The organism is Exiguobacterium sp. OS-77, from assembly GCF_000414195.2.
Classification (GTDB): domain Bacteria; phylum Bacillota; class Bacilli; order Exiguobacteriales; family Exiguobacteriaceae; genus Exiguobacterium_A; species Exiguobacterium_A indicum.
The window spans coordinates 2,548,586-2,572,550 of record NZ_DF239008.1 but is presented as its reverse complement, the minus strand read 5'-3'; the positions used below and the strand labels follow the sequence as shown (position 1 = coordinate 2,572,550).

Genomic DNA, 23,965 nt, shown 5'->3' with positions numbered 1-23,965 from the left:
TGCCCTCTAGAGGGAAATGGTGCTAGACCTATGTTATGTCATAATTGGAGCGGGTGAAGAGAATCGAACTCTCGTCATCAGCTTGGAAGGCTGAGGTTTTACCATTAAACTACACCCGCGTATTGGCTACATGAAATATAGTAGCATAGCAAAGAGGGCATTTCCATAACTTTTATGAAAAAAAACAATTTCTTTTAAGATTCGGTGTACAATAATACTAGTTAATCGTTTCCAATGGTAATCTTGATTTGCAATATGGGTAAAGTTGGGTAGAGGAGAGAGTGTCTGGTGAATGAAGTGCGAGTTTGGAGCGAACAGCCGATGGGAAAAGGATGGAAGGCGATCTGTCACCATCAATTCGATCGTCATCGCTTATTGATAGGAGAGTGGTTCCATAACGTAGGTGTACTTGCTTTTTCCATCAATCAAGATGCGGATTTGCTACCGGATGTCCTTCCAAACACATTCGATCTGCCGCTCGTCTCGGAACGTGTGCAACGCGTCATTGCAGCATACGCGCCTTTTTCTGTACAATGTCTCAAGGTACATCTTGAGACGAAGGACGGAGTGGTTCCGTACTATCTTCTCAATCTCTTATCTGTCAGTCGGATCGAACATCTACATACGACGGATGTATTCCGTCCGGTCCCGAGACGACGCGTCTATTTTTTGACAGAGCGACGAATCAGCGATTCGATTTGTCCGCATCATCTTATGCGAGATGAGCGCACGCATCGCATGTTCGTCTCTGCTCAACTCGCTCGACAATTCGAGCGTATGGCTGTGACGGGTATCCGCTTTGAAGAGATACAACGAATGGAGGAATTCAAATGAAACAGTACACAGTCGATCATTGGATCACGCTAGAATATCCAAAGGTATTCGAATATCAAGAAGAAGAGACATATGTCAGTTTTTATTCGACGGATGAAAATGCAATGGGTACGCTCCAATTATCCATTTATGAGTCCGATTCAGAAGAATTGACACCGTATGAGGCGGCGGAACAAGAAATCAATCTGTTGGTGGAAGAGTTCGGCATCGAACTAACAGGAGCACTTGAAGTCCGTCGTAATTCAACAAAAGAAGCGTTGCTTGCAGTAGATGGGAAAGAAGAAGATATCTTCTTACGGATCTACGCGTATTCGGACGGGGAACGGTTAGTCTTATTGACGTACTCTGCAGAACGCGAGACGCTTGAAATCGAAGAAATCGAAGCGATGATTTCTTCACTGACTTGGATTCAATGAAGGATACGATAGAAGTGCAAAAGGCAACGGATCACAAGGATTCGCTGCCTTTTTTTATATCGATCGATGTAGCTTAAGAAGAACGGGAAGATGACTGTTTAGCTGCAGGATTGACTTGTTTATTCAACCAGCTCGCGATATCGGCAAAAACGCGGATGCGTTCGAACTCATGGAAGAGCTCATGACGTAACCCTCGATAAATCGTCAGCTGTACAGCATCGACACGGACACGATTATACATATCAAACAAATGATGGATACCTTTTCCGTCGAACGCGACCGCGTCATCTCCACCAGCAAGCAATAAGAGAGGTAAATGACGTGGATGCTGATAGATGGAAGCAAGTGCGTTGACGAGTTTCGTTGCATGTAAGAGTTCGTGGAAGAACCCAAGCGTGACTGTTTGACCGGACAATGGATCTGCATCATAGCGCATGACGGATTGAGGATCCGAAGAGAGCCAAGCATTTTTAGAAAGTGCTGGGAAAAAGCGTAAGTTATACCGTCCGAACACGAGTTGTCCAAACCGTTCAGCAGGGTGTACTGCTGACAACTGATGGATTTGACGTTCGACGAGTTTTTGGCTGACATCACCGAGTAAACCTGTACTTGTCGGGGGTCCGCTCGCGATGATTCCAGCTACTGTATGACCGAGTGTTTGACCGATTCGGCGAGCAATCAACGAACCAAAACTATGACCGAAGATGAACACCGGTAGCGTCGGATAACGCTCTTTGATGTCAGAGACGAGTTCTTCTGCATCCTGCATCAATTGTTTAAACCCTTGATTCGGCTCGAGGTGTCCAAGTGTTCCGAGCTGTGCTGCTCGGGTTCCGAAACAGCGTAAGTCTGCGATGATTGTGTGGTAATGATGCGCATAGAGGAATTCGGCGAATTCCTCATACCGCGCGCCATGCTCCATCATCCCGTGAAAGACGATCACGACTCCTTTAGGGTCGTGGGCTTCGAGGCTATGCAATGTCGTAGTATAGCCGTCAGAGGCTATCCAATGTGAATGATCAATCGTCATGTAACTCATCCTCTCATTAAGAAAGTCCAAATACCTGTCCGTCTTCCGATACGCCCATGTGGAAGGCGGCAGGAACTGCCGGTAATCCTGGCATCGTTAATACATTCCCAGTCAATGCAACGATGAACCCTGCACCAACCGATGGACGGATTTCGCGGACCGTGATCGTGAAGTCTTCGACACGACCATAACGAGCAGGATCATCCGTTAAAGAAAAGGGTGTTTTTGCCATACAAATCGGTAACTCATTCAATCCCATCTCCGTACACCGTTCGAGTTCGCGGAGCGCTTTGTCTTCAAAATGAACGTCGGCTGCGCCGTAGACACGCTTTGCGATACGCTCGATCTTTTGACGAAGCGGTAAGACGTCAGGATACAGAGGGCGGAACTGGCTCGGTTCCTCAAGAGCTTGCATGACTTCCGTGACGAGTGCTTCGCCGCCAGCTCCCCCTTTACTGAAGACTTCACTTTCCGCGACACGAATATTACGATCCTGACACCATTCCAAGATCATATTCCGTTCTGCTTCCGTGTCGGTGAAGAAACGGTTCAAGGCAACAACGGCAGGGACACCGAACAGATTCATCGTCTCGACGTGTTTTTCAAGTAACGCAAGACCATCTGTTAAGGCGGCGAGATTTTCTTCGCTGAGTTGCGTTTTGTCGACACCTCCGTGCATCTTCAAGGCACGAACCGTAGCGACGATAACGACGGCATCCGGGTGAAGTCCGCCGATCCGTGATTTGATGTTGAAGAATTTTTCGGCACCTAAATCGGCTCCGAATCCTGCTTCTGTGACAACGTAATCACTTAGCTTCAGTGCAGTTTGCGTTGCAATCAAAGAGTTACAGCCATGTGCGATGTTCGCGAACGGTCCACCATGAATCAGTGCTGGTGTTCCTTCGACGGTTTGAACGAGGTTCGGGCGGAACGCATCTTTCAGGAGTAACGTCGCAGCTCCTGATGCCTGAATATCTTTGACTGTAACCGGCTGTTGATCGTACGTATAGGCGACGACGATGCGACTCAACCGCTGTTCAAGATCCGAAATGGAGTCTGCTAGACAGAGGACCGCCATGATTTCGGAAGCGACCGTGATGTCGAATCCATCTTGACGCGGCACACCATGCGCAGGACCACCAAGACCAATCGTAACTTGGCGCAAGGCACGGTCATTCAAATCAAGAACGCGTTTCCAGACGATACGACGCGGATCGATACCAAGGATGTTACCTTGATGCAGGTGATTGTCGAGCAAGGCACTGATTGTATTATGAGCAGATGTGATCGCATGCATATCGCCTGTGAAATGCAGATTGATCTCTTCCATCGGTAGAACTTGGCTATAGCCACCACCACACGCGCCACCTTTTAAGCCCATCGTCGGACCGAGTGAGGGTTCCCGTAAACAAATCATCGTCTTATGGTTTGCCCGATGCAACGCCTGTCCGAGTCCGACAGTGACGGTTGATTTTCCTTCACCGGCAGCTGTCGGATTGATAGCTGTGACAAGGATCAATTTCCCGTCAGATTTCGTTGCCAATCGGTTCAACAGTCCATCTGTCAACTTCGCTTTATACTTTCCGTACGTATCAAAATCCTCTTCTTGCAAACCAATCCGGTCCGCAATTTCTCGAATCGGGCGTAAGACGGTTTGTTGTGCGATTTCTAAGTCTGAACGAATGGTCTTTTCCATGGTATCGACTCCCTCTTTGATTGGATCTCTCTTTTTTCTAATAGTAGCGTATCTAGTGCGAACGCGCCAAAGGAAAACGTTCAATATTTTCCACCCAATGGGTCAAATGGTGACGTGTTCAAGTGTTAGAGAAAGACGTACTGTAGAGTGGAGGAGGGATGAAACAATGACATCTGGACAAAAGAAGTGGAAACGCGGTCTTGATTTTTGGCTCTTCGTCGGACCGGTCTTTCTTGTATTCGCAGTGATCGTGCTTGTACCGTTTTTCAATGGCGTTATGTATTCGTTCACGGATTGGAACGGTGTAACCGGAGAATTGAATTGGATCGGCTTTGATAACTATGTCCGTCTCTTTACGAGTGACGAGCAGTTCCAGCAGTCATTTTGGTTGACGACGAAATATACGGTCGTTGCCGTCATCTTAACGAATGTCGTCGGTTTCATCTTGGCGTTCTTATTGACACAAAATATTCGCACACGTAATTTCTTACGAACGATTTTCTTCATGCCGAACTTGATTGGTGGGTTGATCCTCGGTTTCGTTTGGCAGTTCATCTATGTCAAAGGCTTCGCATCGATCGGTGAATTGACAGGGTGGAGTATATTTGAACTTCCATGGTTAGGAGATGCCCGGACAGGATTCTGGGGTATCGTCATTGTTTCGATTTGGCAAGGTGGCGGTTACATCATGGTCATCTATATCGCGGCTCTGCAAAACGTGCCACAAGAGCTGATTGAAGCGGCAAAAATCGATGGTGCCAATCGTCTATCGACGTTACGGAACATTACGTTGCCACTGATCATGCCGTCGGTCACAATCTGTCTCTTCTTGACGATTTCATGGTCTTTCAAGTTATTCGATACGAACTTATCCCTAACGAACGGCGGACCATTCAAATCGACCGAGATGCTTGCTCTAAACATTTACAAAGAATCGTTTACGAATAATAATCTTGGACTCGGATCAGCGAAGGCAATCATCTTCTTCGTTGTTGTTGCAGCGATTACAGTCACTCAAGTCTATCTGACGAAAAAACGGGAGGTGGAAGCATGAGTACAGCACAACCATTACCCACTCCGCAAGAGGAGAAAGCGAAGCGCTCTAAAAAGACGAGAGGTCGTTATTCACTCCGTCTTGGAACAGTCGAACTGGCAGCCTTATTGATGGGGCTACTGTACATGATCCCGTTTTATTACGTTGTCTCGAATTCTTTCAAGACGCAGGGCGATATCTTTACGAACACAACGGGTCTACCAAAGGAATGGATGACGTCCAACTATTCAGAAGCATGGGAAGCCATGAACTTCGGAAAAGTCTTTTTAAACTCCGTCATCATTACAGTCGGCGCTAACGCGGTCATCATCATCTTTTGTTCGATGGCGGCCTGGAAACTCGTCCGGACGAAAACACGCTTGTCGACGATCATCTTTTTCTTATTCGTTGCGGCGATGATCATTCCATTCCAGTCGATCATGATTCCCTTATCGAAATTGTCCGGTGATCTCGGATTGCAGAACAGTTATTGGGGATTGATTCTGATGTATCTTGGTTTTGGATCTGGATTATCAATCTTCTTATACCATGGATTCATGAAGTCGATTCCTGAAGAAATCGAGGAGGCGGCCATCATTGATGGTTGTTCACAATGGGGTGTGTTCTGGCGCATCGTGTTCCCATTACTCAAGCCCATCACGGTCACGATCATCATCTTGAACACGCTGTGGATTTGGAACGATTTCCTACTGCCATCGCTGATGTTACGAGACGTCGATTTACGGACGATTCCACTCGCGACGTTCTATTTCTTCGGTCAATATACGAAGCAGTGGGACTTAGCACTTGCCGGACTCGTCCTCGGGATCATTCCGTTATTGTTGTTCTTCTTTGCCTTGCAAAAACAGATCATTCAAGGAATTACGAGTGGATCGATCAAATAATTTTTGTAAGCGCGTTCTCGCTTCTGCGAGAACGCTTTTTTTATGATTCACACGTCAGATTAATCTGACAACTTTTATTTTTTTTTGAAAAAAAGTCTTTTCAAATGCTTGCGACCTGTTGTACGATGTTCTCAATTCAATTGTAACAACGACGTTGAAGGGAAGAGTAACACCTTGTACGACCGTATAGCGAGCTGGGGATGGTGAGAGCCCAGTCGGAAGCAAGATGCGAAGAACCTCCCGGAGTCGCTACCCGAACTCGAATGTCAGTAGGCGTAGCCGGAGTTGCCTGTCCGTTATCATAAGGCCGAAGATGAAGTGATTCGTCTTTTGAGTGAGCAACATCGTTGCTAACATGGGTGGTACCGCGGAACCGAGTCTTTCGTCCCATATTCTTGGGAAAGAAGGGCTCTTTTTTATGGCTTCTTTTTCAAAACACAATTGAGGAGGAACACCACCATGACAACACTCGTATCGATGAAACACACACAGGAAGCGATCACACTCGTAAAGAAACGCTTTGAAGAACGCTTTTCGACAACACTCGGATTGACACGTGTCGAAGCACCATTGTTCGTAGAAAGTACACTCGGTGTCAACGATCATCTCAACGGCGTAGAGCGAATCATTCGTTTCGATGCTTTGGATCACACAGCAGATCTTGAAATCGTACAATCTCTTGCAAAGTGGAAGCGTCAAGCGCTTCATACGTACGGATTTGAAGCGGGAGAAGGATTATACACGTTGATGCATGCGATTCGTCGCGATGAGATGCTGGATGCGACACACTCCATTCACGTCGATCAGTGGGACTGGGAACGGATCATCACGAAAGAACAACGGACGAGTGCTTATTTACAAGAAACGGTACAAGCGATTTATGCAACGATTCGCCAAGTCGAACAAGAAGTAGAAGCGGAGTATGGTATTTCAGCAATCTTACCGGAAACGATTCATTTCATGACAACACAAGAGTTAGAGGATGCGTATCCGACACTTTCGACGAAAGAACGTGAAACAGAAGTCACGAAAGCATATGGTGCTGTTTTCCTCATGCAAATCGGTGGCGCACTGGCTTCAGGTGAGAAGCATGATGGTCGAGCGGCTGACTACGATGACTGGACGCTCAACGGTGACATTTTAGTACACCACCCAGAAATCGGAGCATTCGAATTGTCTTCAATGGGTATTCGCGTTGATCGTGAAGCGTTGTTGAAACAGACAGCGATTGCTCAAGAAGAAGATAAATTGGCATTCCCATTCCATCAAGGTGTACTCGAAGAGCGTCTACCGTTAACGATGGGTGGAGGAATCGGTCAATCTCGTATGGCGATGTTCTTATTGAAGAAGCGTCATATCGGCGAAGTCCAAGCTTCTGTCTGGTCAGAAGAGACGCGTAAAAGTCTTCAAGCGGAAGGCATCCACTTGCTCTGACATATATATAGTAAGAAAGCGTCAAAACAGGATGTTTTATAAAGCAAAGGGCATGCTCCGATTCGGAAGCGTGCCCTTTTTTAGGTTCGTACGACCTCAGGCGGAGGAAAGACGTGTCGATTCCTGATAGAATGGGGATAACAATAAATAAGAAAGAGGTGAAAGCATGTCTTCTCTATTAATTGTTGGGATACTCATCCCTATTTTGTTCATTGCGTTTCTTTGGTTTAACATTAAGGGCTTACGAACGATGTGGCGGGATTATAAACGGACAGGCTCAATCGTTGCACTCGGTTTCTTCATTGTCGGGATCATCGGAATCTTCACAGGCGTCTGGACGACACTAGTCGTCATCATCTATTATCTCCTCCGTCCAGCGAGAGGATGAACGGAGGGTTACTTGTATGTTGGAATGGTTGTTCTCAGCCGGAGAATCCAATCTCTGGCTGTTTTTAGGAATTATGATCGTTGGTCTTGGTACGGAATTGATCCCAGCAGAAGTCGGCTTACCATTACTTGGTCTATATGTATCGAACGGAACAGTCAGTTGGACAGTTGCTGTTCTTGTCGGTTTTTTAGGAAGTCTAATGGGCGCGACGGTCTTTTATCTTTTAGGTCGTTATGCTGGTCGTCCGATACTTATCCGGTACGGCAAATGGTTACTGATTAAAGAAAAAGAAATTGAGCAAGGGGAGCGCATCGTCGCGAAATACGGCACATGGTCTGCTTTGTTCGGACGCTTCTTCCCAGTCGTGCGCTCGGTCGTTTCGATTCCATGTGGTTTGTTCGGCTTATCATTCAAACGTTATCTACTCGCTTCAAGTATTGGACTTTTCCCAGTTTCCTTCTTCTACATTTGGGTTGGTGAACGGTTTGGAGTAGAACGCGCGGAATCGATGCTAAAAGGATTAGAGCAAGAGTTGTGGTGGATCTTAGGTGGAATCGTCGTGATTCTTGGAGGGTATATCCTTTATCGTCGCTCTAAAGCAAAACAGAAGGAACAGACGCAAGACACAAAGACGAAATAATAGAATAAGTGAACATATAAAAAGGGAGTAGATGGCAAGCATCTACTCCCTTTTTTATATGAAGCTCAAGCGGGTGGGAACAAAAATCGTTTCAGTGTTTTGATGCGATGTTTTGGTGTCAGCAATAACAGTTGATCATTGCCTTCAAGGGCAGTGTCGCCACGCGGTGTGATGATTTGATCATCACGAATGATGGCAGTGATCAAAAATTCTTGTGGCAAATCAATCTCTGAGATCGTCGTTCCAATGAATGGATGGGACATTGGTAACGTTAACTCAATAATTTCGGCGTTCGGTTTACCAATCGACATGAATTCAATGACCGTATGAATAGCAGAAGTCTGTGTTTCGTTCAGTCGTAATCGCTCGGAAAGAAACGTCAACATACTCCCTTGAATTAGCGTAGATAGTAAGACTGTGAAAAACACGATATTGAAGATCATCGATGCATTCTCGATATCCGCAACGAGAGGGTATGTCGCGAGAATGATCGGTACCGCTCCTTTTAGACCAGCAAAGGAAATGAAGACCTTCTCTTGCCACGAATAACGAAACGGAAGAAGACTCACCCAGACTGACAAAGGACGAGCGATGAAAATTAAGATCAGCGCCAGCGCAATGGAAGATAGGATGACCTGGACATCGAGCAATTGTTTCGGAAAGACAAGCAGACCGAGCACGATGAACATTCCGATTTGAGCAAGATGCGCCATACTCATCGTAAAACGAACGAGTGTCTGTCGATAGACGAGTTCATGATTACTGATGTAGATCGCTGTGACATAAACGGCTAAAAATCCACTTGCATGGAACGTATCAGCTAAACCGAAAGACAGGAAAGCAAACGACATGAGCATGATCGGATAAAAGCTAGAAGAGGACAAATCGATCCGATTGATCAATGTCGAAGCTGCCCATCCGATGAACAAACCAATTAGAAGTCCCATCGCCATTTCCCAAACGAGTGATCCAAGTCCCGATAAGAGCGATGCTTCTTCAGGGTTCGTCACGAACTCAAGGAACAAGACAGTCAAAAAGACGGCCATCGGGTCATTCGTACCGGACTCGACTTCAAGTGTTGATCCGACTTTCCGTCGAATCGGCTGACCACTCAAGACAGAAAAGATGGCAGCGGCATCCGTCGAACCAACGATTGCCCCGAGTAAAAAAGCATTCGCCCAACTAAAGCCCAGAATATAATGGGAAGCAACGGCAACGATGGATGTAGCGATGAAGACCCCGAACGTCGCAAGCGAGAGGGAAGGGGCTAATTCATGACGCACTTCCTTCCAAACCGTTTGCAGACCACCTTCGAATAAAATGATGATGAGGGCGACAGTTCCGAGAAGCTGAGCCAGTTCCGCATCGTCAAAACGAATGAACCCGGTAATATCGCTTCCGGCAATCATACCAAGAGCGATAAAAATCAGTAGAGCAGGAATATTCAGACGACTTGATAACTTCGTCGTCCACACGGCGGCAAACAGCAATATACCAATCAATAAAATCGTGAGTTGCAAGGACATGGCATCAAACTCCTATTCATAAAAGAATCTCTAGTTTCATGATACAACAATTCCGATGAAAAGACTCGGATAACGATTGTTCAATATTTTCCACCACACCGGACAACTTTCTCTCTCTTCATTGCAAGCGTTTTCATTTATTGTGAAGATGTAGCACGAAATGAAACGAAATCAGGGAGGGAATCCGAATGCGTAAAAGAAGATGGGCAGCATTACCTGTCGTCACGACGGCGATGGTCGTCGCTTTGGCAGCATGTGGTGGCGGTACATTGAATAGCGATGACTCGAAAGATAGTGGTTCAAAAGACGGTAAGACGCTCAACGTATTCCAATTCAAGGCTGAAATCGCAAAAGACATGGAAAAGATGGCAAAAGCGTATGAAAAAGAAACTGGGACGAAAGTCGTCGTGCAAACAGTCGGTGGTGGATCGGACTATGGCGCGGCTCTGAAATCACAGTTCGCTTCAGGTAATGAACCAGATGTCTTTAACAATGGTGGCTTTACGGAAGCAAAAACATGGCAGGATAAGTTAGAAGATTTGTCAGATGAAAAGTGGGTCGGTGATTTAACGGATCTATCAAAAGAGCCAATGACGATTGATGGTAAATTGTATGGTATGCCAATGAACCTTGAGGGATATGGCTTTATCTACAATAAAGATATCTTCAAAAAAGCCGGTATCACGGAACTTCCAAAAACATTAACGGAATTGACGGAAGCTTCTAAGAAGCTGAAAGCAGATGGAGTGACACCGTTCTCGATCGGATACGGGGAGTGGTGGGTTCTTGGAAATCACCTTTTAAACATTCCGGTCGCACAACAGGATGATCCAGATCAGTTCATTGCAGATCTCAACTCTGGAAAAGCGAAGTTCGAGGACAATAAACAGTTCAAGGAATTCATGAATCTATTTGATTTGACGATTGAGTATGGAAATAAAAATCCGTTAACGACAGACTATAATACACAAGTCTCTCAGTTTGCTGAAGGTAAGACAGCGATGATCCAACAAGGGAACTGGGCACAACAATTGATCACGGATGTCAATCCGGACATCAACATGGGCTTCATCCCGATGCCGATCAATGATGATAAAGAAAAAATGGATCGTCTGCCTGTCGGCGTACCAAACAACTGGGTCGTCAATAAGAACTCGAAGAACAAAGCAGAAGCGAAGAAATTCCTCGAGTGGATGGCGACGTCTGACACAGGAAAAGACTACATGGTCAATAAATTTAAATTCATCCCTGCCTTCAAATCAATCGAAGCGAAGGATTTAGGACCGCTTGCAGATGATATTCAAGCGTACTCGAAAGATGGAAAAACCATCTCATGGAACTGGTTCAAGTATCCGGATGGTGCTGTAAACGAGTTCGGAGCGATCATGCAAGCATACGTTGGTAAGCAAAAAACAGCTGATGAGATGTTGCAGGACTTCACAAAAACATGGGATAAAATGAAGAAATAAGAAGTGATTTAAAAAACATGCCTGTTCCGACTAACTGACGGAACAGGCATGTTTTTTATTATAAGAAGAATAATTGGATGAAGAAGAGAAGCGCGAACACATAGATGAGTGGGTGGACACGCTCTTTTTGGATAGCTTTCATGATTGGATAGACGATGAAACCGAATGCGATACCGGTTGCGATGCTACCGGATAATGGCATGATCAAGATGACGAGGAAAGCCGTGAAAGCTTCGCTGAAGTCATCCCATGGAATCTGCTTGATGTTTTGAATCATGAAGGCACCGACTAAGATCAATGCGGGCGCAGTAATCGCAGGGACGCTCGAAATCGATTGAACGAACGGCCCAAAGACGGCAGATAATGCGAATAGAATCCCGACCGTCACGGATGTGAGTCCAGTCCGTCCACCAGCAGCGACACCCGCTGCAGATTCTACGTAAGCCGTTGTAGGACTTGTTCCGAATAATGAACCAGCGACCATCGCAGTCGAATCAGATAATAGGGCACGTTCGCTGTTTTTCAATGATCCATCTTTTTCAATCAATCCAGCCTGTTCTCCGACAGCGACCATCGTACCTGTCGTATCAAACATCGTCACGAGAACGAAGGAGAGGACACCGCTGAACAGACCGTATTGGAACACGTCTTGAATGGCGTTGAACGGATTCGTGATGATCAATCCTTCTGGTAACGTCGGTAACGCAACGAAGGAATCGGAAAACTTCAATTCACCTGTCAGGAATGCAATCAATCCAGAGAGGATCATGGCATATAAAATAGCACCTGGTACACGTTTGATTGTCAAGATCGCTGCAACTAATAATCCGATGAGTGTGATCAATGTTTCTGGTGACGTCAATGCGCCAATCGTGACGAGTGTATCTTCACTAGCGACTAAAATTCCTGACATCTTGAGACCGAGTGAAGCAATGAAGAGACCGATTCCACCTGTGATCGCAAGCTTTAATGTCATCGGAATGATTTCAATCAGCTTCGTACGAATCGGTGAGAGTGATAACAATAAGAAAATGACACCAGCGACGAAGACAACTGAGAGTGCTGTCTGATATGGAATCTTCTCACCAACGACAAGTGTATAAGTAAAATACGCATTGAGTCCCATTCCAGGTGCGACTGCGATTGGTAGATTCGCATAAAGCCCCATCAGAAGCGTACCGATCAATGTCGCGATGATCGTCGCAGAAAAAGCTTGGGCTTGGGGGATACCGGCATCTGCTAAAATCGTTGGGTTGACGAGCAGAATATAGGCCATCGTAATGAACGTCACGAATCCAGCTTGGATTTCACGTTTTACGGTTGTTTGATGTGCGGCAAGTTTAAACATGGGTAAAAGGACCACCTTCATAACAAATTGATTAAAAAACGAACATTGATGATATTATAGTAAAATTCATTCGGAATCAAGTCGAAACAAAAAAGAATTTTTTATAGGAATCATGAAAGAGAATATCAGGAAATGATGTAAGCGGATTCAAGGTTATGATACGATTGATTACAAGAAAAAGGATGGGGGCGCCTTTCATGAAAAGTATCCGGACGCGTTTGATTCGTCTCGTCGTCCTGGCGATCTTGATTCCGACTGCCCTCGCGACATCGATTTCCTATCTGTATGTGCGGCACCAAAACATTGAACAGGCAGAACGTTCTAGCCTGAACGTATTGACGCGGGGAAATACACAGGTGACCCATTATATAGAGGATATCCGCCGTCTATCGACGAGTCTGTACGCGAATCGTTCGTTGATGAACATCATGCGCGTCGGGGCAGATCAGGAACTAGACGAATCCGATGGAGTCGTTTCGCGGGCGATGTTAGGTCTGTTTTTATCACGTCAGGATATCGAGCAGTTACATTTCGTCATTTTAAATGGTTATTCGGAGTATTCGGTCTATAACATGAAAACAACGAGTCGAGGAAAGTTTGATTGGATGCAAGAAACGGATTATTTTCGATTGATGAAACAAAAAAACGGCTGGTTGATTGACGAAGCGCACACGATTGAACCATATAATGTGCACACGATGATTCTTGATGAAAAACAAGTCGTTAGTTTTCGTTATCGCATCGATCGTGTCGAAACAGATGAGCCACTCGGCTTCCTTTCGGTGGATATTCCCGTCCGTGTATTTGAACAACAGTTAAAACTGTTCGAGAATGATCCGGAAGAGTCGTTATGGTTGATGACAGAACAGCGTGTGTTGGCACAGACTGGGGCAGAGATGGAACTACCGGTCGATCGATTCACTGGGCAGAGTGGGAGTTTACGTGTCGGAAAATCGTTCATCGTCTACTCAAAGACGATGACGAATGGCGTTCCACTCATACTCGTCAAACGGATTCCGTATGCGTCAGTCATCCAAGGGGCGAATGAAACGGCATTGATTCTTGTTTTGATTGGTCTCGTCTCACTGTTCGTTATGATCATTGCCGCAAGTCTCGTTGCCATGCAGATCACGAAGCCAATCAAACAGTTGACAGCAAACGTCTGGCGAGTCGAACAAGGGGATTTATCAGCACCATTCGTTGCGACGACGAATGACGAGATTGGATTACTCAACCGTCAGTTCCAACGCATGATTCAACGGATTGATCGTTTAATCAAACGGGAGTATCGACTGGCACTCGAAAACCGGACGAATGAGCTACGGGCATTACAATCTCAGCTCAATCCGCACTTCTTATTCAATGCCTTACAATCGATCGGAACGACGACGTTACAAGGAGACCGGAAGATCGCGTACCGCTCTATCACCGGATTATCACAAATGATGCGCTACTCGATGAATAATGAGCAGACGATCGTGACGTTAAAACAAGAAGTCGATCATCTTCAAGCGTATATTCGTTTGCAACAGCAACGTTTTCCGGAACGTTTCCGTTATATCGTTGACGTCCCGTGGCATCTCAATGACATTGAAGTGCCGAAGATGATCTTGCAACCGTTCGCTGAAAATTACTTCAAACACGGCTTTCGACAGCAATTAGCAGCGACGGAGAACTATCTTGCTTACAAAGTCCGGACGGATGGCGGACGCCTCATTATTCAAATCGAGAATAGCGGTGCCGTCCTCGAAACAGGACGACTTGAAGAGATTGATCGTAAAATGCGCATGCATCGTAGCCCAGAGGATCTCGAGACGAGCGGCATTGGTCTCCATAATATTTATGAACGGCTCTTGATTTTTTACGGGGAACAAGCAAATATGACGCTCTCTTCTTCAGCTGTAGAGGGCGGATTCAAAATCGTGATTCGGATTCCATATGAGAAGGGGGACTTGGCATGAACGTGTTGATCGTAGACGATGAACGACATGTACGGGAAGCGGTCAAATTGCTCGGGGAATGGGACAGTTGGCAGGTCTCACATATTTACGAGGCGGAACATGGGGAAGAAGCGAAACGATTACTGGATACTGGAATGATCGATTTAATGCTGACAGATGTCGAAATGCCTGGACTCGACGGATTAACATTACTAGAATGGACAAAAAATCATCATCCAAAGGTCGTCACGATCGTGCTGACAGGGTATGATGATTATACGTATATGCGACGTGCCATTTTGCATCAATCCTTTGATTATTTATTGAAGCCGGTTGATCCAGATGTACTCAATGATGCCTTGTCCCGCGCGATGGAATGTATCCATCCGGTAGTGGAATCAGGGGAAGCGATTGATCAAATCGCCAAATACATCGAAACGCATTATGCGGAAGAATTGACACTGCAATTCATGAGCGAACGGTTTTACTTGAGCCGAGAGTATATATCACGACGCTTCAAACAGCGTTTTTCTGTTAACTTATCTGATTACATCCAAACGATTCGCTTGAATCGGGCGAAGGAATTATTGAGTGAGACGGAAGCACGCATTTACGAAATCGCACTTGAAGTCGGATATCAGGACGATAAGTATTTTCGGAAAGTGTTCAAAAAACAATTCGGTATGACACCGAATGAGTTTCGTGAATTGTTGTCGATTTAAACGACTATCGAGGAGGAATCGTACATGAGTGTACACATTAACGCAGCTGAAGGACAAATCGCCGAAACGGTCTTACTTCCAGGAGATCCGTTACGTGCTAAATACATCGCTGAGACGTTTTTAGAGGATGTTGTTCTTTATAACGAGGTTCGAGGCATGTATGGCTTCACAGGTACTTATAAAGGGAAAAAAGTTTCGGTTCAAGGAACAGGTATGGGTGTACCATCGATGTCGATCTATGCGAACGAACTCGTTCAGTCATACGGTGCGAAGAACTTGATCCGTGTCGGTACTGCCGGTGGGATCACGCCAGACGTTAAAGTTCGTGACGTCGTCATCGCGATGAGTGCTTCGCATGACATGGCACAGAACCGTGTCCGTTTTAATGGACTAGACTACGCACCGACAGCTTCTTTTGATCTGCTGCATAAAGCATATACAGCAGCTAAAGAACAAGGTATCGATGCAAAAGTCGGTCAAATCTTCACGACGGATCAGTTCTATCAAGATGATTTCCATCATTTCAAAAAATGGGCGGATTTCGGATGTCTCGCAATCGAGATGGAAGCGGCAGGTCTTTACACACTTGCAGCAAAACATAAAGTAAACGCACTGACGATCCTGACGATTTCAGATCATCTGTTGACAGGTGAAGAAACGACATCGGAAGAGCGCCAAACGACATTCAACGATATGATGAAAGTCGCGCTTGAAACAGCGATTCAATTATAAGAAGTAAGACGGAGAAGCCTCTCCGTCTTTTTTCATAGTCGAAAAGAGATATGGTAAGATAAAGGCAGTGTTATAGATCAGTTAAAGGGGAGATTCTCGGATGGAGACAACGATGACAGAGACAGTGCTTTCAGAGCGCCTTGAGACACAGCGTCACTTTTTCCAAACAGGTGCAACACGTAGTCTAGCTTTTCGCTTAAGCATGCTGACATTCTTACGCCAAGCGATTGAAACGCATGAAGCGGAGATCTATGAGGCATTAAAACAAGATCTCAATAAAGGACAGCATGATGCTTTTACGACGGAAATCGGTTTCGTTTATGGGGAGATTCAACGGATGGAGCGACAACTCCGTCGACTGGCACGCCCGAAGCGTGTCGCAACACCGCTTCTGCATATCGGCTCAAAAAGTGAAATCCAGTATGAACCCTATGGCAACGTTCTTGTCATCGCGCCATGGAACTATCCTTTCCAGCTGGCACTTGCTCCGGTCATTGGTGCGATTGCAGCGGGGAATACGGTCGTCCTTAAACCATCCGAGCTGACACCGAACGTCTCTCGTGTATTACGAGAAGTTTTTGAAACGGCATTCCATGAACGATTCGGAATCGTCATAGAAGGAGATGCTGAAGTCAGTAGCGCTTTATTAAACGAACGCTTTGATTATATCTTCTTTACGGGTTCCACACGCGTCGGAAAAATCGTGCATCAAGCTGCAGCGAAGCATTTGACACCGGTCACACTTGAACTGGGTGGTAAATCACCGACAATCGTTCACAAGGATGCGGATCTTCGTCTAGCAGCGAAGCGGATCGCATGGGGAAAATGGCTGAATGCCGGACAGACATGTATCGCCCCGGATTACGTATTGATTCATGAGGACGTTAAAGAACGTTTCTTGCAGTTGATTGAAGAAGAAGCCTTCAAACAGTACGGGAATGGCGTCGGCGTCTCATCCTACGTCAAAATCGTATCGGACGATCATCTGAATCGCCTCAGCAGTTACTTGTCGCAAGGGACGATCGAATTCGGTGGACAAGTCGATCCGGAAACGCGTAAGATGGCGCCGACCGTCATGACGAATGTAGCGGTGGATGCTCCAGTGATGCAAGACGAAATCTTCGGACCGATCCTGCCGGTGTTGACCTACCGTGAAATCGAAGAGGTCATCGCGTTCGTCAATAATCGTGACAAACCGCTTGCACTTTATCTGTTTACAGAGAACAAAGCCGTCGAACATCGTATCCTTGAACGGATTTCATTCGGTGGTGGATGTGTCAATGACACATTGATGCACGTCGCACAACATCACTTACCATTTGGTGGAGTCGGGGCGAGTGGCATGGGTGGATATCATGGCAAGTATAGTTTCGAGACGTTCAGCCATCGTAAAGGAATCGTCAAAAACACGACGACGTTCGATTTACCTTTCCGCTACATGCGAACAAATAGCAATTCCAAATGGATGCGCTTTTTGTTATGATGAGCTGTATTGAATACGTGGTATGAGAGGGATTTTGATTGTGAAGAAGAAATTAATTCGACTCATGAAAAAAACAGGTATGGTGGAGCGAAGTCTTCGGGTCATGATGCGAATCTTCACCTTATTTCCGGTACGGAAAAATCGTGTCATGTTTGAAAGCTTTTTGGGCAAACAGTACAATGATAGTCCTAAAGCCATCTACGATGAGTTGAAAAAGATGAACGTTGACTTAGAATTGATCATCAGCAAACAACGCGGTGTTTCTATGACGGATGAACAGGTGACATCTGTGAATCGGATGACGATCAAATGGATTTTTTTATTAGCTACTTCTCGCGTTTGGGTGTCCAATAGTCGCCTTCCTTCATGGCTAGTAAAACGAAAAGGTACTCTATATTATCAAACATGGCACGGAACGCCACTCAAAAAATTAGCGCTTGATATGGTGGATGTCCGAATGGCGAACACATCAACTGATCAATATAAAAAAGATTTTGTAAAAGAATCAGCAAAATGGGATGTCCTTCTCTCTCCGAACGCATACTCGAGTGAAATTTTCAAAAGAGCGTTTGGATACGAAGGAAAAATGTTAGAAATCGGATATCCTAGAAACGATGTGCTGTACCAAAATGAAAAACATGAAAGTATTATTGAGCGGGTAAAGGCACATTATCAAATAGAAACCGATAAAAAGATTATTTTATATGCTCCAACATGGAGAGATGATGATTACGTTGAGCAAGGAAACTACTCATTTACGTTACCTTTCTCCATTGAACGATTTGAGGAAGAATTTGGAGATGAGTATACAATGCTTGTACGACTCCATTATCTTGTTGGCGATCAATTGGATTTGAGTGCTGTCTCAGCGATTAAGAATGCCTCTAGATATCCGGAAATTTCTGAGCTATACTTAGCGGCAGATATCTTGATAACGGATTATTCCTCAGTGATGTTCGATTATGCGCACTTAAAACGTCCGATGCTATTCTACACCTATGATCTCAAACATTATCGTGATCATCTAAGAGGATTCTATTTTTCTTTTGAGGAAGAAGCACCGGGTCCGTTGATTCAAGAAGAGCAAATTCTTTTTGAAGAAATCAGACAGATCGAGTCGTGGGAGCGACGATTCGATTTGAAAAGTGAAGCATTTCGTCGTCATTATTGCGAATGGGATGACGGTCACGCAGCACAAAGAGCTGCGCTGGATATCTTAGAGAATATTAAATAAACGGGGAGTGTTTTTAGATGAAGAAGGTCATTACGTACGGTACATTTGATTTGTTACATTGGGGACATATCAATATTTTACGTCGCGCTAAAGAAATGGGAGATTACCTCATCGTGGCAATTTCGACAGATGAATTCAATCGTCTTAAGCATAAACAAGCGTACCATAACTATGAGAATCGTAAATTAATCTTAGAAGCAATTCGTTATGTGGATGAAGTCATTCCAGAGAACAACTGGGAACAAAAAGTAGAAGACGTTCAAAAACATAATGTTGATGTATTCGTTATGGGTGATGACTGGAAAGGTGAATTCGACTTCTTAAAAGACCATTGTGAAGTCGTTTACTTGGAGCGCACTGAAGGAATTTCAACTAGCCAAATTAAGAATGAGCTAGGCTCGAATTAATGGATGAAGAGACCTCGCGGGAGTGAGGTCTCTTTTTTAAGGGAGTCACTAAATATGCGTTCAATGATTATTTCGATCTATTTATTTATCTTTCGAATAGTCTATCAACTATTTTGTTTTTTACCCATTCAAGAAAAGACGTTATTTTGGATGAGCTATGGTGAAAATGCTATGCCAATACATCTTCGCTTAAATCAACGAAACAACCAACAAAAGCAAGTTCTTATCTTCGACGAACGCTATATGCGGGCGACAGATTGTTGGAATGTCAGTCGCAAAATTGCTTATCATCCAATGCGATTGATTACGATTTCTTATCATTTAGCTACTTCTCGTCATGTTTTTTTAGATAATTATATTGGAGAATTCAGCGTTTCCTCTACTCGAAAAAATACAAGGCGGATTCAATTGTGGCATGCCGCTGGAACGTTAAAACAGTTTGGGCTGACCTCATCGAAAACTCGTTCGATGTCCACGTCGACACAGAAACGATTTCGACGTGTCTATCAAGAATACGGAGATTTTATTGTTCCAGGAATGCGGTGTGCTGAACAATTCATGATGCCGCACGATTTAGAACGATCCCACTTTAAAGCGTTCGGCATGCCAAGAACGGACTATTGGTTTGATGAGGAGCAACGAAAACAGAAAACAGTGGAATTAAGAAAACAATACGCAAAGACTGATCGTCGGATCTTATTGTATGCACCGACATACCGGGAATACAAAGAAACAGAAGATCATACGATTCAACAGTTTGAAAAACTTGCTCAAGCGGGATGGACGATTCTCGTTAAATTGCATCCGACGATTCAAGCGCTTTCGACCTATCGTTCTAGCCATATCCATCTTGTGGACGATACGTATTCAATCAATGATTACTTGCTGATCACAGATGTGCTCGTAACTGATTATTCCTCCATTCCATTTGAAAGCTGTCTCCTCAACATTCCGGCGTTCCTGTACACACCGGATATCGATACATATCGACAACTACCAGGTCTCGTCGATCAGTATCCGAAACCATTGCCTGTGCGACAGACGGAGCGAATGGAACAATTGATGGATTGGATCATGTCTGAGACGATACTAGAAGAGTGCCGTCAGCACATGGAGGAATTTCAAACGAGTTGGTATGATCATCCCCCTGGTCAAGCAGTGGAACGCATCGTTGATCATTATTACGGAGATATATGATACTCAATCTGACGATTGCTTTAGTTTTAGAAAGCGGTCGTCAGATAAATTTTCGAAAACAAATGTGAAACATTGAACAAAGTTTGACAATCTTTTGAAAATCCATTCTTTTCGACTGTGATGTTCTATACTAAAAGCAGAAGAAGAGGAGAGGAGAAATGGATATGCTAACTTGTGGAACGACTGAAGCCAATACGTTCGTCTTATCACCCGAAACGCGAACGTTGCTTGAGAGCTTCATGACAGAAACGACGTTCAAAAAGGATTCCATTGTCTGTTGGGAAGGGGAAATGAACGATAAGTTGTTTTATGTGAAACAAGGAGGCGTCAAACTATCGAAGTTGACGAAAAAAGGCAGTCCATTACTCATGTTTTTATATTTCAAAGGAGATTTGTTTGGCGAATTTGATGTAGGAGAAGCTTTTCCGAGTTCCTACAGTATTGAAACGATGGAAGATAGCATCATCGGATTCTTATCGAAAAACCAATTAGAAGAGCTTATGAAAAAAGACGGTGCCTTTGCGCTTGAGATCATGCGATGGCAAGCATTAATGCGGAAGCAAACGGAAACGAAATTACGTGACTTACTACTGTTTGGAAAACCAGGGGCATTAGCTTCGACGTTACTTCGCTTGATTGCGATGGAAGGGGAACAAGTGGGAGAAACGTATCGTCTTGCGAAGCGACCATCCGACGGTGAGTTTGGTCAATTGATTGGTGCACCACGTGAGACCGTTAATCGTATGTTTTCTCAGTGGAAAAAAGAAGGGGTCGTTTCGATGACAGCAAAAGAAATCACCATTCACGATCCGCAATATCTACGGGATCTGTGTCATTGTGAAGGGTGTCCAGCAGGTGTTTGTCGAATTTAATAAGATGTACGAATCATCCCGACGCGAAACAGGACTTTCCTGTCTCGCGTTATTTTTGTGTATAAAAGTTTTTTCTACGCTCGTTTAGATGTGAACTTTCTGTGTGTTTTTGAAATGAAAAGTGCGGAATTTTCATATTTAAAGTGATATTTATCACAGTTTCCAGACTTGCTGAATTCTTACAATAAAGACAAGTTCAGAGTAGGAAAGGAGTAATCACGATGAGTCAAAAGACAGAATCGAACCTAAAAGGAACATTCGTTGCCGTCCTGATCGTAGCAGGTGTCATCATCGGGATGTGGAGTTCAATCTTTCTATTGTTCATATCACGTTAAGGAGGAATCACGATGCACATTCATCGTTTAGAAAAAATCTGGCTGATCTTCGGAGTAGCGATGCTCGCGATCTTCTTGACGATCATCGGTATATCCGCTTTTGCATCCGGAAATCAACCGCCATCCGATGCGACATTGATTGATCCGACGAAAGTCGATCAGACGAAACCGTTTGATAAGCCAGGACTAAAGAAAATTGATGACAACCGATATGAAGCGGTCATCGTTTCACAAGCTTTTCAGTTTACACCCAAAGATATGGTCATACCTAAAGGGGCGACAGTCGATTTTCTCGTGACATCGAAGGACGTCGTTCATGGATTTGAAATCGTTAACACGAACGTCAATATGATGGTCGTTCCCGGACATATTAATTCGATTGAGTATACGTTCAAGGAAGCAGGCGAATATCTCGTCGTCTGTAATGAATATTGTGGTAATGCCCATCATATGATGGCAACGAAAATCAAGGTGGTGGAATAAGATGAATGCTATATCAAATAAACTAAGACAGTTCGAGATGGAGCGTGGTCTACCCGCTACCGTCATCGGAGTCAAGGAAGCGAAACTGGCCTTTGCACATGTTAGTTTTTCACTTGTCGCCTTATTGATCGGTGGTCTATGTGGATTACTACAAACGATGGTACGGACAGGTGCCATTCCAGAAATCGCTGGAATCGGATACTATGAGCTTCTGACTGCTCACGGATTGATGCTTGCAATCGTCTTTACGACGTTATTCATTTTCGGATTATTGTTCTCATTTTTAGGTCAATCGTTCGGACGCTTCGAAGAGTTTCCGCGACGTCTCGGATGGGTCGGGTTCTGGTTCATGATTCTTGGTGTCGTCCTCGTCACGTGGATGGTGCTTGCAGGTGAAGCTTCCGTCCTCTATACGTTCTATGCACCACTCAAGGCACATCCTGTTTTTTATATCGGACTCGTCATCTTCGTCGTCGGAACGTGGATCGCGTCTGGTGCCATGTTCCGAATGTATGCTGATTATAAGCGGGAACACCCTGGTGTTCATCCACCGCTTCAAGCCTACATGAGCATTATGACTGCCTTGTTATGGGTGGTTGCGACACTCGGCGTAGCGGCAACGATTCTCTTTCAACTTCTTCCTTTATCTCTTGGTTGGACGGATAAGGTCGGGATCGAGCTATCTCGGACGCTATTTTGGTACTTTGGTCATCCGCTCGTCTATTTCTGGTTGTTACCTGCCTACATCGTCTGGTATACGGTCATTCCGAAAATCGTTGGTGGGAAGATTTTTTCTGACGCGTTAGCACGCATGTCGTTCTTGTTATTCCTACTCTTTTCATTCCCTGTAGGTTTTCACCATCAATTGTTAGAGCCAGGGATTTCTGCATTTTGGAAGTATGTCCAAGTCGTCTTGACATTCCTCGTCATCATTCCATCATTGATGACTGCCTTCTCGATGTTTGCGACATTTGAGCTAGCAGGTCGCCGTAAGGGAGCAACTGGCATATTTGGTTGGGTGAAGAAAATGCCATATCGGGATGTCCGGTTCCTTGCACCGTTCATCGGGATGTTGTTCTTCATTCCAGCAGGTGCAGGTGGTGTCATTAATGCATCGCATCAGCTGAACATCATCGTTCATAACACATTATGGGTTACGGGACACTTTCATATCACGGTCGGTGCTGCTGTCGCACTAACGTTCTTCGGAACAGCCTACTGGCTTGTCCCGCTCTTACGTGGTCGGACGTTAACAGCGGCAATGAATCGTCTTGGACTTATTCAAACGGCTGCCTGGACGATCGGAATGCTCTTCATGTCGACTGCGATGCACATCTCAGGATTACTCGGTAATCCACGACGGACGGGACCAGCCACCTACTTCAAGGATTCAATCGTCGCTGACTGGATTCCATATCATGTCGCAATGGCGATCGGCGGAACGATTTTATTCATCTCGATTCTGCTATTCCTCTATGCGATGTTCCAACTGGCCTTCCGAGCGCCAAAAGGAACGGAAGAATTTCCGATTGCTGAAACGGAAGAAGAGGCGATGGCAACGCCACTCTTCTTTGAAAATTGGAAGCTATGGATTTTCGTGACGTTCGCTTTGATTGCGTTTGCGTACACGGTACCGATTTGGCATATGATTGAAAATGCCCCTCCAGGAGCTCCCGGATGGAGACTCTGGTAAGACAGTGAAGAGGGGACTGACTCAAAAAAAGAATGACGCGTCATTACACACCATTTCCTCAGGCGAGACAAAGCCCCCCTTTCCTACTTCATTTAAGCAAGAAAGGGGGGCTTGTTTGTCTCTGACAACGCATAAATGCGCTTTTCCT

General features: G+C 45.0%; 23 protein-coding genes, 1 tRNA gene and 1 other annotated feature. Of the genes, 19 read left to right on the top strand and 5 right to left on the bottom strand.

Annotation, left to right across the window (positions count from 1 at the left end; genetic code table 11):
- Positions 1 to 45 precede the first annotated feature (45 nt).
- Positions 46 to 119 (bottom strand) — tRNA-Gly (locus tag EXG77_RS13205).
- A gap of 169 nt (positions 120 to 288) precedes the next feature.
- Here EXG77_RS13205 and EXG77_RS13200 point away from each other — a divergent pair.
- The gene (locus EXG77_RS13200) at positions 289 to 834 is read left to right on the top strand and encodes a hypothetical protein (protein WP_023467228.1); all 546 of its coding nucleotides are present in this window, start codon (positions 289 to 291) and stop codon (positions 832 to 834) included.
- On the top strand, positions 831 to 1,250 hold the full coding sequence (locus tag EXG77_RS13195; RefSeq protein ID WP_023467229.1) for a hypothetical protein: 420 nt from the start codon (positions 831 to 833) through the stop codon (positions 1,248 to 1,250). Before EXG77_RS13200 ends, EXG77_RS13195 begins: the two co-directional genes overlap by 4 nt.
- 73 nt (positions 1,251 to 1,323) lie before the next feature.
- On the opposite strand, the gene EXG77_RS13190 is transcribed toward EXG77_RS13195, so the two are convergent.
- The gene (locus tag EXG77_RS13190; RefSeq protein WP_035398814.1) at positions 1,324 to 2,280 is read right to left on the bottom strand and encodes an alpha/beta fold hydrolase; all 957 of its coding nucleotides are present in this window, start codon (positions 2,278 to 2,280) and stop codon (positions 1,324 to 1,326) included.
- Positions 2,281 to 2,296: 16 nt separating this feature from the next.
- Positions 2,297 to 3,976: a formate--tetrahydrofolate ligase gene (locus EXG77_RS13185; RefSeq protein WP_023467231.1), complete on the bottom strand. Its 1,680-nt coding sequence runs from the start codon at positions 3,974 to 3,976 to the stop codon at positions 2,297 to 2,299.
- A 166-nt stretch (positions 3,977 to 4,142) separates the two neighbouring features.
- Here EXG77_RS13185 and EXG77_RS13180 point away from each other — a divergent pair, with 166 nt between their 5' ends.
- From EXG77_RS13180 to EXG77_RS13160, 5 genes are all read left to right on the top strand, one after another.
- Positions 4,143 to 5,030 (top strand): carbohydrate ABC transporter permease, encoded by an 888-nt coding sequence (locus tag EXG77_RS13180; RefSeq protein ID WP_023467232.1) that lies wholly within the window; start codon positions 4,143 to 4,145, stop codon positions 5,028 to 5,030.
- Positions 5,027 to 5,914 carry a carbohydrate ABC transporter permease gene (locus tag EXG77_RS13175; RefSeq protein WP_035398812.1) on the top strand — a complete coding sequence of 296 codons (888 nt, stop codon included), beginning with the start codon at positions 5,027 to 5,029 and terminating at the stop codon, positions 5,912 to 5,914. Before EXG77_RS13180 ends, EXG77_RS13175 begins: the two co-directional genes overlap by 4 nt.
- Positions 5,915 to 6,059: 145 nt before the next feature.
- Positions 6,060 to 6,307, top strand: a binding site (T-box leader).
- A gap of 66 nt (positions 6,308 to 6,373) precedes the next feature.
- Positions 6,374 to 7,348, top strand: a complete 975-nt coding sequence (gene asnA / locus EXG77_RS13170; protein ID WP_035398809.1) for an aspartate--ammonia ligase — start codon at positions 6,374 to 6,376, stop codon at positions 7,346 to 7,348.
- A gap of 166 nt (positions 7,349 to 7,514) precedes the next feature.
- Complete coding sequence (locus EXG77_RS13165; protein ID WP_023467235.1) at positions 7,515 to 7,736, top strand: hypothetical protein; 222 nt, start codon at positions 7,515 to 7,517, stop codon at positions 7,734 to 7,736.
- Between the two features lie 16 nt (positions 7,737 to 7,752).
- Positions 7,753 to 8,376, top strand: coding sequence for a DedA family protein (locus EXG77_RS13160; RefSeq protein ID WP_023467236.1), 624 nt, complete (start codon positions 7,753 to 7,755; stop codon positions 8,374 to 8,376).
- 65 nt (positions 8,377 to 8,441) lie between these two features.
- Here the strand turns inward: EXG77_RS13160 and EXG77_RS13155 are convergent, their stop codons facing one another.
- Positions 8,442 to 9,902, bottom strand: coding sequence for a potassium/proton antiporter (locus tag EXG77_RS13155; RefSeq protein ID WP_023467237.1), 1,461 nt, complete (start codon positions 9,900 to 9,902; stop codon positions 8,442 to 8,444).
- A 188-nt stretch (positions 9,903 to 10,090) separates the two neighbouring features.
- Between EXG77_RS13155 and EXG77_RS13150 the strand changes: the two genes are divergently transcribed.
- Entirely contained in the window at positions 10,091 to 11,371 is a 1,281-nt protein-coding gene (locus tag EXG77_RS13150) for an ABC transporter substrate-binding protein (RefSeq protein ID WP_023467238.1), read from the top strand.
- A gap of 58 nt (positions 11,372 to 11,429) precedes the next feature.
- Here EXG77_RS13150 and EXG77_RS13145 read toward each other — a convergent pair whose 3' ends face one another.
- Entirely contained in the window at positions 11,430 to 12,719 is a 1,290-nt protein-coding gene (locus EXG77_RS13145; protein WP_035398807.1) for an NCS2 family permease, read from the bottom strand.
- A gap of 197 nt (positions 12,720 to 12,916) precedes the next feature.
- On the opposite strand from EXG77_RS13145, the gene EXG77_RS13140 reads away from it, so the two are divergent.
- The 11 genes from EXG77_RS13140 (at position 12,917) to EXG77_RS13090 (ending at position 23,817) form a co-directional block, all read left to right on the top strand.
- On the top strand, positions 12,917 to 14,680 hold the full coding sequence (locus tag EXG77_RS13140; RefSeq protein ID WP_023467241.1) for a sensor histidine kinase: 1,764 nt from the start codon (positions 12,917 to 12,919) through the stop codon (positions 14,678 to 14,680).
- Positions 14,677 to 15,381, top strand: a complete 705-nt coding sequence (locus EXG77_RS13135; protein ID WP_035398805.1) for a helix-turn-helix domain-containing protein — start codon at positions 14,677 to 14,679, stop codon at positions 15,379 to 15,381. The genes EXG77_RS13140 and EXG77_RS13135 overlap by 4 nt, the downstream gene beginning before the upstream one ends.
- Before the next feature lie 24 nt (positions 15,382 to 15,405).
- Positions 15,406 to 16,113, top strand: a complete 708-nt coding sequence (gene deoD, locus EXG77_RS13130) for a purine-nucleoside phosphorylase (protein ID WP_023467244.1) — start codon at positions 15,406 to 15,408, stop codon at positions 16,111 to 16,113.
- A gap of 100 nt (positions 16,114 to 16,213) precedes the next feature.
- A complete protein-coding gene (locus EXG77_RS13125; protein ID WP_035398803.1) occupies positions 16,214 to 17,596 on the top strand; it encodes an aldehyde dehydrogenase in 1,383 nt (460 codons plus the stop codon).
- A 64-nt stretch (positions 17,597 to 17,660) separates the two neighbouring features.
- Positions 17,661 to 18,830, top strand: coding sequence for a CDP-glycerol--glycerophosphate glycerophosphotransferase (locus EXG77_RS13120; protein WP_035398867.1), 1,170 nt, complete (start codon positions 17,661 to 17,663; stop codon positions 18,828 to 18,830).
- A 17-nt stretch (positions 18,831 to 18,847) separates the two neighbouring features.
- Positions 18,848 to 19,237, top strand: a complete 390-nt coding sequence (tagD, locus tag EXG77_RS13115; RefSeq protein WP_023467250.1) for a glycerol-3-phosphate cytidylyltransferase — start codon at positions 18,848 to 18,850, stop codon at positions 19,235 to 19,237.
- Between the two features lie 3 nt (positions 19,238 to 19,240).
- A complete protein-coding gene (locus EXG77_RS13110; RefSeq protein ID WP_336449562.1) occupies positions 19,241 to 20,434 on the top strand; it encodes a CDP-glycerol glycerophosphotransferase family protein in 1,194 nt (397 codons plus the stop codon).
- Positions 20,435 to 20,592: 158 nt separating this feature from the next.
- Complete coding sequence (locus EXG77_RS13105) at positions 20,593 to 21,306, top strand: Crp/Fnr family transcriptional regulator (protein ID WP_023467252.1); 714 nt, start codon at positions 20,593 to 20,595, stop codon at positions 21,304 to 21,306.
- Between the two features lie 221 nt (positions 21,307 to 21,527).
- Positions 21,528 to 21,641 (top strand): hypothetical protein, encoded by a 114-nt coding sequence (locus tag EXG77_RS13100; RefSeq protein WP_023467253.1) that lies wholly within the window; start codon positions 21,528 to 21,530, stop codon positions 21,639 to 21,641.
- Between the two features lie 12 nt (positions 21,642 to 21,653).
- Positions 21,654 to 22,124 carry a cytochrome c oxidase subunit II gene (locus EXG77_RS13095; protein WP_035398799.1) on the top strand — a complete coding sequence of 157 codons (471 nt, stop codon included), beginning with the start codon at positions 21,654 to 21,656 and terminating at the stop codon, positions 22,122 to 22,124.
- A gap of 1 nt (position 22,125) precedes the next feature.
- A complete protein-coding gene (locus EXG77_RS13090; protein WP_023467255.1) occupies positions 22,126 to 23,817 on the top strand; it encodes a b(o/a)3-type cytochrome-c oxidase subunit 1 in 1,692 nt (563 codons plus the stop codon).
- Positions 23,818 to 23,965: the final 148 nt, after the last annotated feature.

Coding starts and splice junctions, on each gene's coding strand:
- EXG77_RS13195 (WP_023467229.1), top strand. CDS start 831: ATGAAACAGTACACAGTCGATCATTGGATCACGCTAGAATATCCAAAG.
- EXG77_RS13125 (WP_035398803.1), top strand. CDS start 16,214: ATGGAGACAACGATGACAGAGACAGTGCTTTCAGAGCGCCTTGAGACA.
- EXG77_RS13145 (WP_035398807.1), bottom strand. CDS start 12,719: ATGTTTAAACTTGCCGCACATCAAACAACCGTAAAACGTGAAATCCAA.
- tagD (WP_023467250.1), top strand. CDS start 18,848: ATGAAGAAGGTCATTACGTACGGTACATTTGATTTGTTACATTGGGGA.
- EXG77_RS13175 (WP_035398812.1), top strand. CDS start 5,027: ATGAGTACAGCACAACCATTACCCACTCCGCAAGAGGAGAAAGCGAAG.
- EXG77_RS13090 (WP_023467255.1), top strand. CDS start 22,126: ATGAATGCTATATCAAATAAACTAAGACAGTTCGAGATGGAGCGTGGT.
- EXG77_RS13105 (WP_023467252.1), top strand. CDS start 20,593: ATGGATATGCTAACTTGTGGAACGACTGAAGCCAATACGTTCGTCTTA.
- EXG77_RS13120 (WP_035398867.1), top strand. CDS start 17,661: ATGAAAAAAACAGGTATGGTGGAGCGAAGTCTTCGGGTCATGATGCGA.
- asnA (WP_035398809.1), top strand. CDS start 6,374: ATGACAACACTCGTATCGATGAAACACACACAGGAAGCGATCACACTC.
- EXG77_RS13165 (WP_023467235.1), top strand. CDS start 7,515: ATGTCTTCTCTATTAATTGTTGGGATACTCATCCCTATTTTGTTCATT.
- EXG77_RS13160 (WP_023467236.1), top strand. CDS start 7,753: ATGTTGGAATGGTTGTTCTCAGCCGGAGAATCCAATCTCTGGCTGTTT.
- EXG77_RS13190 (WP_035398814.1), bottom strand. CDS start 2,280: ATGACGATTGATCATTCACATTGGATAGCCTCTGACGGCTATACTACG.
- EXG77_RS13185 (WP_023467231.1), bottom strand. CDS start 3,976: ATGGAAAAGACCATTCGTTCAGACTTAGAAATCGCACAACAAACCGTC.
- EXG77_RS13135 (WP_035398805.1), top strand. CDS start 14,677: ATGAACGTGTTGATCGTAGACGATGAACGACATGTACGGGAAGCGGTC.
- EXG77_RS13155 (WP_023467237.1), bottom strand. CDS start 9,902: ATGTCCTTGCAACTCACGATTTTATTGATTGGTATATTGCTGTTTGCC.
- EXG77_RS13180 (WP_023467232.1), top strand. CDS start 4,143: ATGACATCTGGACAAAAGAAGTGGAAACGCGGTCTTGATTTTTGGCTC.
- EXG77_RS13095 (WP_035398799.1), top strand. CDS start 21,654: ATGCACATTCATCGTTTAGAAAAAATCTGGCTGATCTTCGGAGTAGCG.
- EXG77_RS13140 (WP_023467241.1), top strand. CDS start 12,917: ATGAAAAGTATCCGGACGCGTTTGATTCGTCTCGTCGTCCTGGCGATC.
- EXG77_RS13100 (WP_023467253.1), top strand. CDS start 21,528: ATGAGTCAAAAGACAGAATCGAACCTAAAAGGAACATTCGTTGCCGTC.
- deoD (WP_023467244.1), top strand. CDS start 15,406: ATGAGTGTACACATTAACGCAGCTGAAGGACAAATCGCCGAAACGGTC.
- EXG77_RS13110 (WP_336449562.1), top strand. CDS start 19,241: ATGAAGAGACCTCGCGGGAGTGAGGTCTCTTTTTTAAGGGAGTCACTA.
- EXG77_RS13150 (WP_023467238.1), top strand. CDS start 10,091: ATGCGTAAAAGAAGATGGGCAGCATTACCTGTCGTCACGACGGCGATG.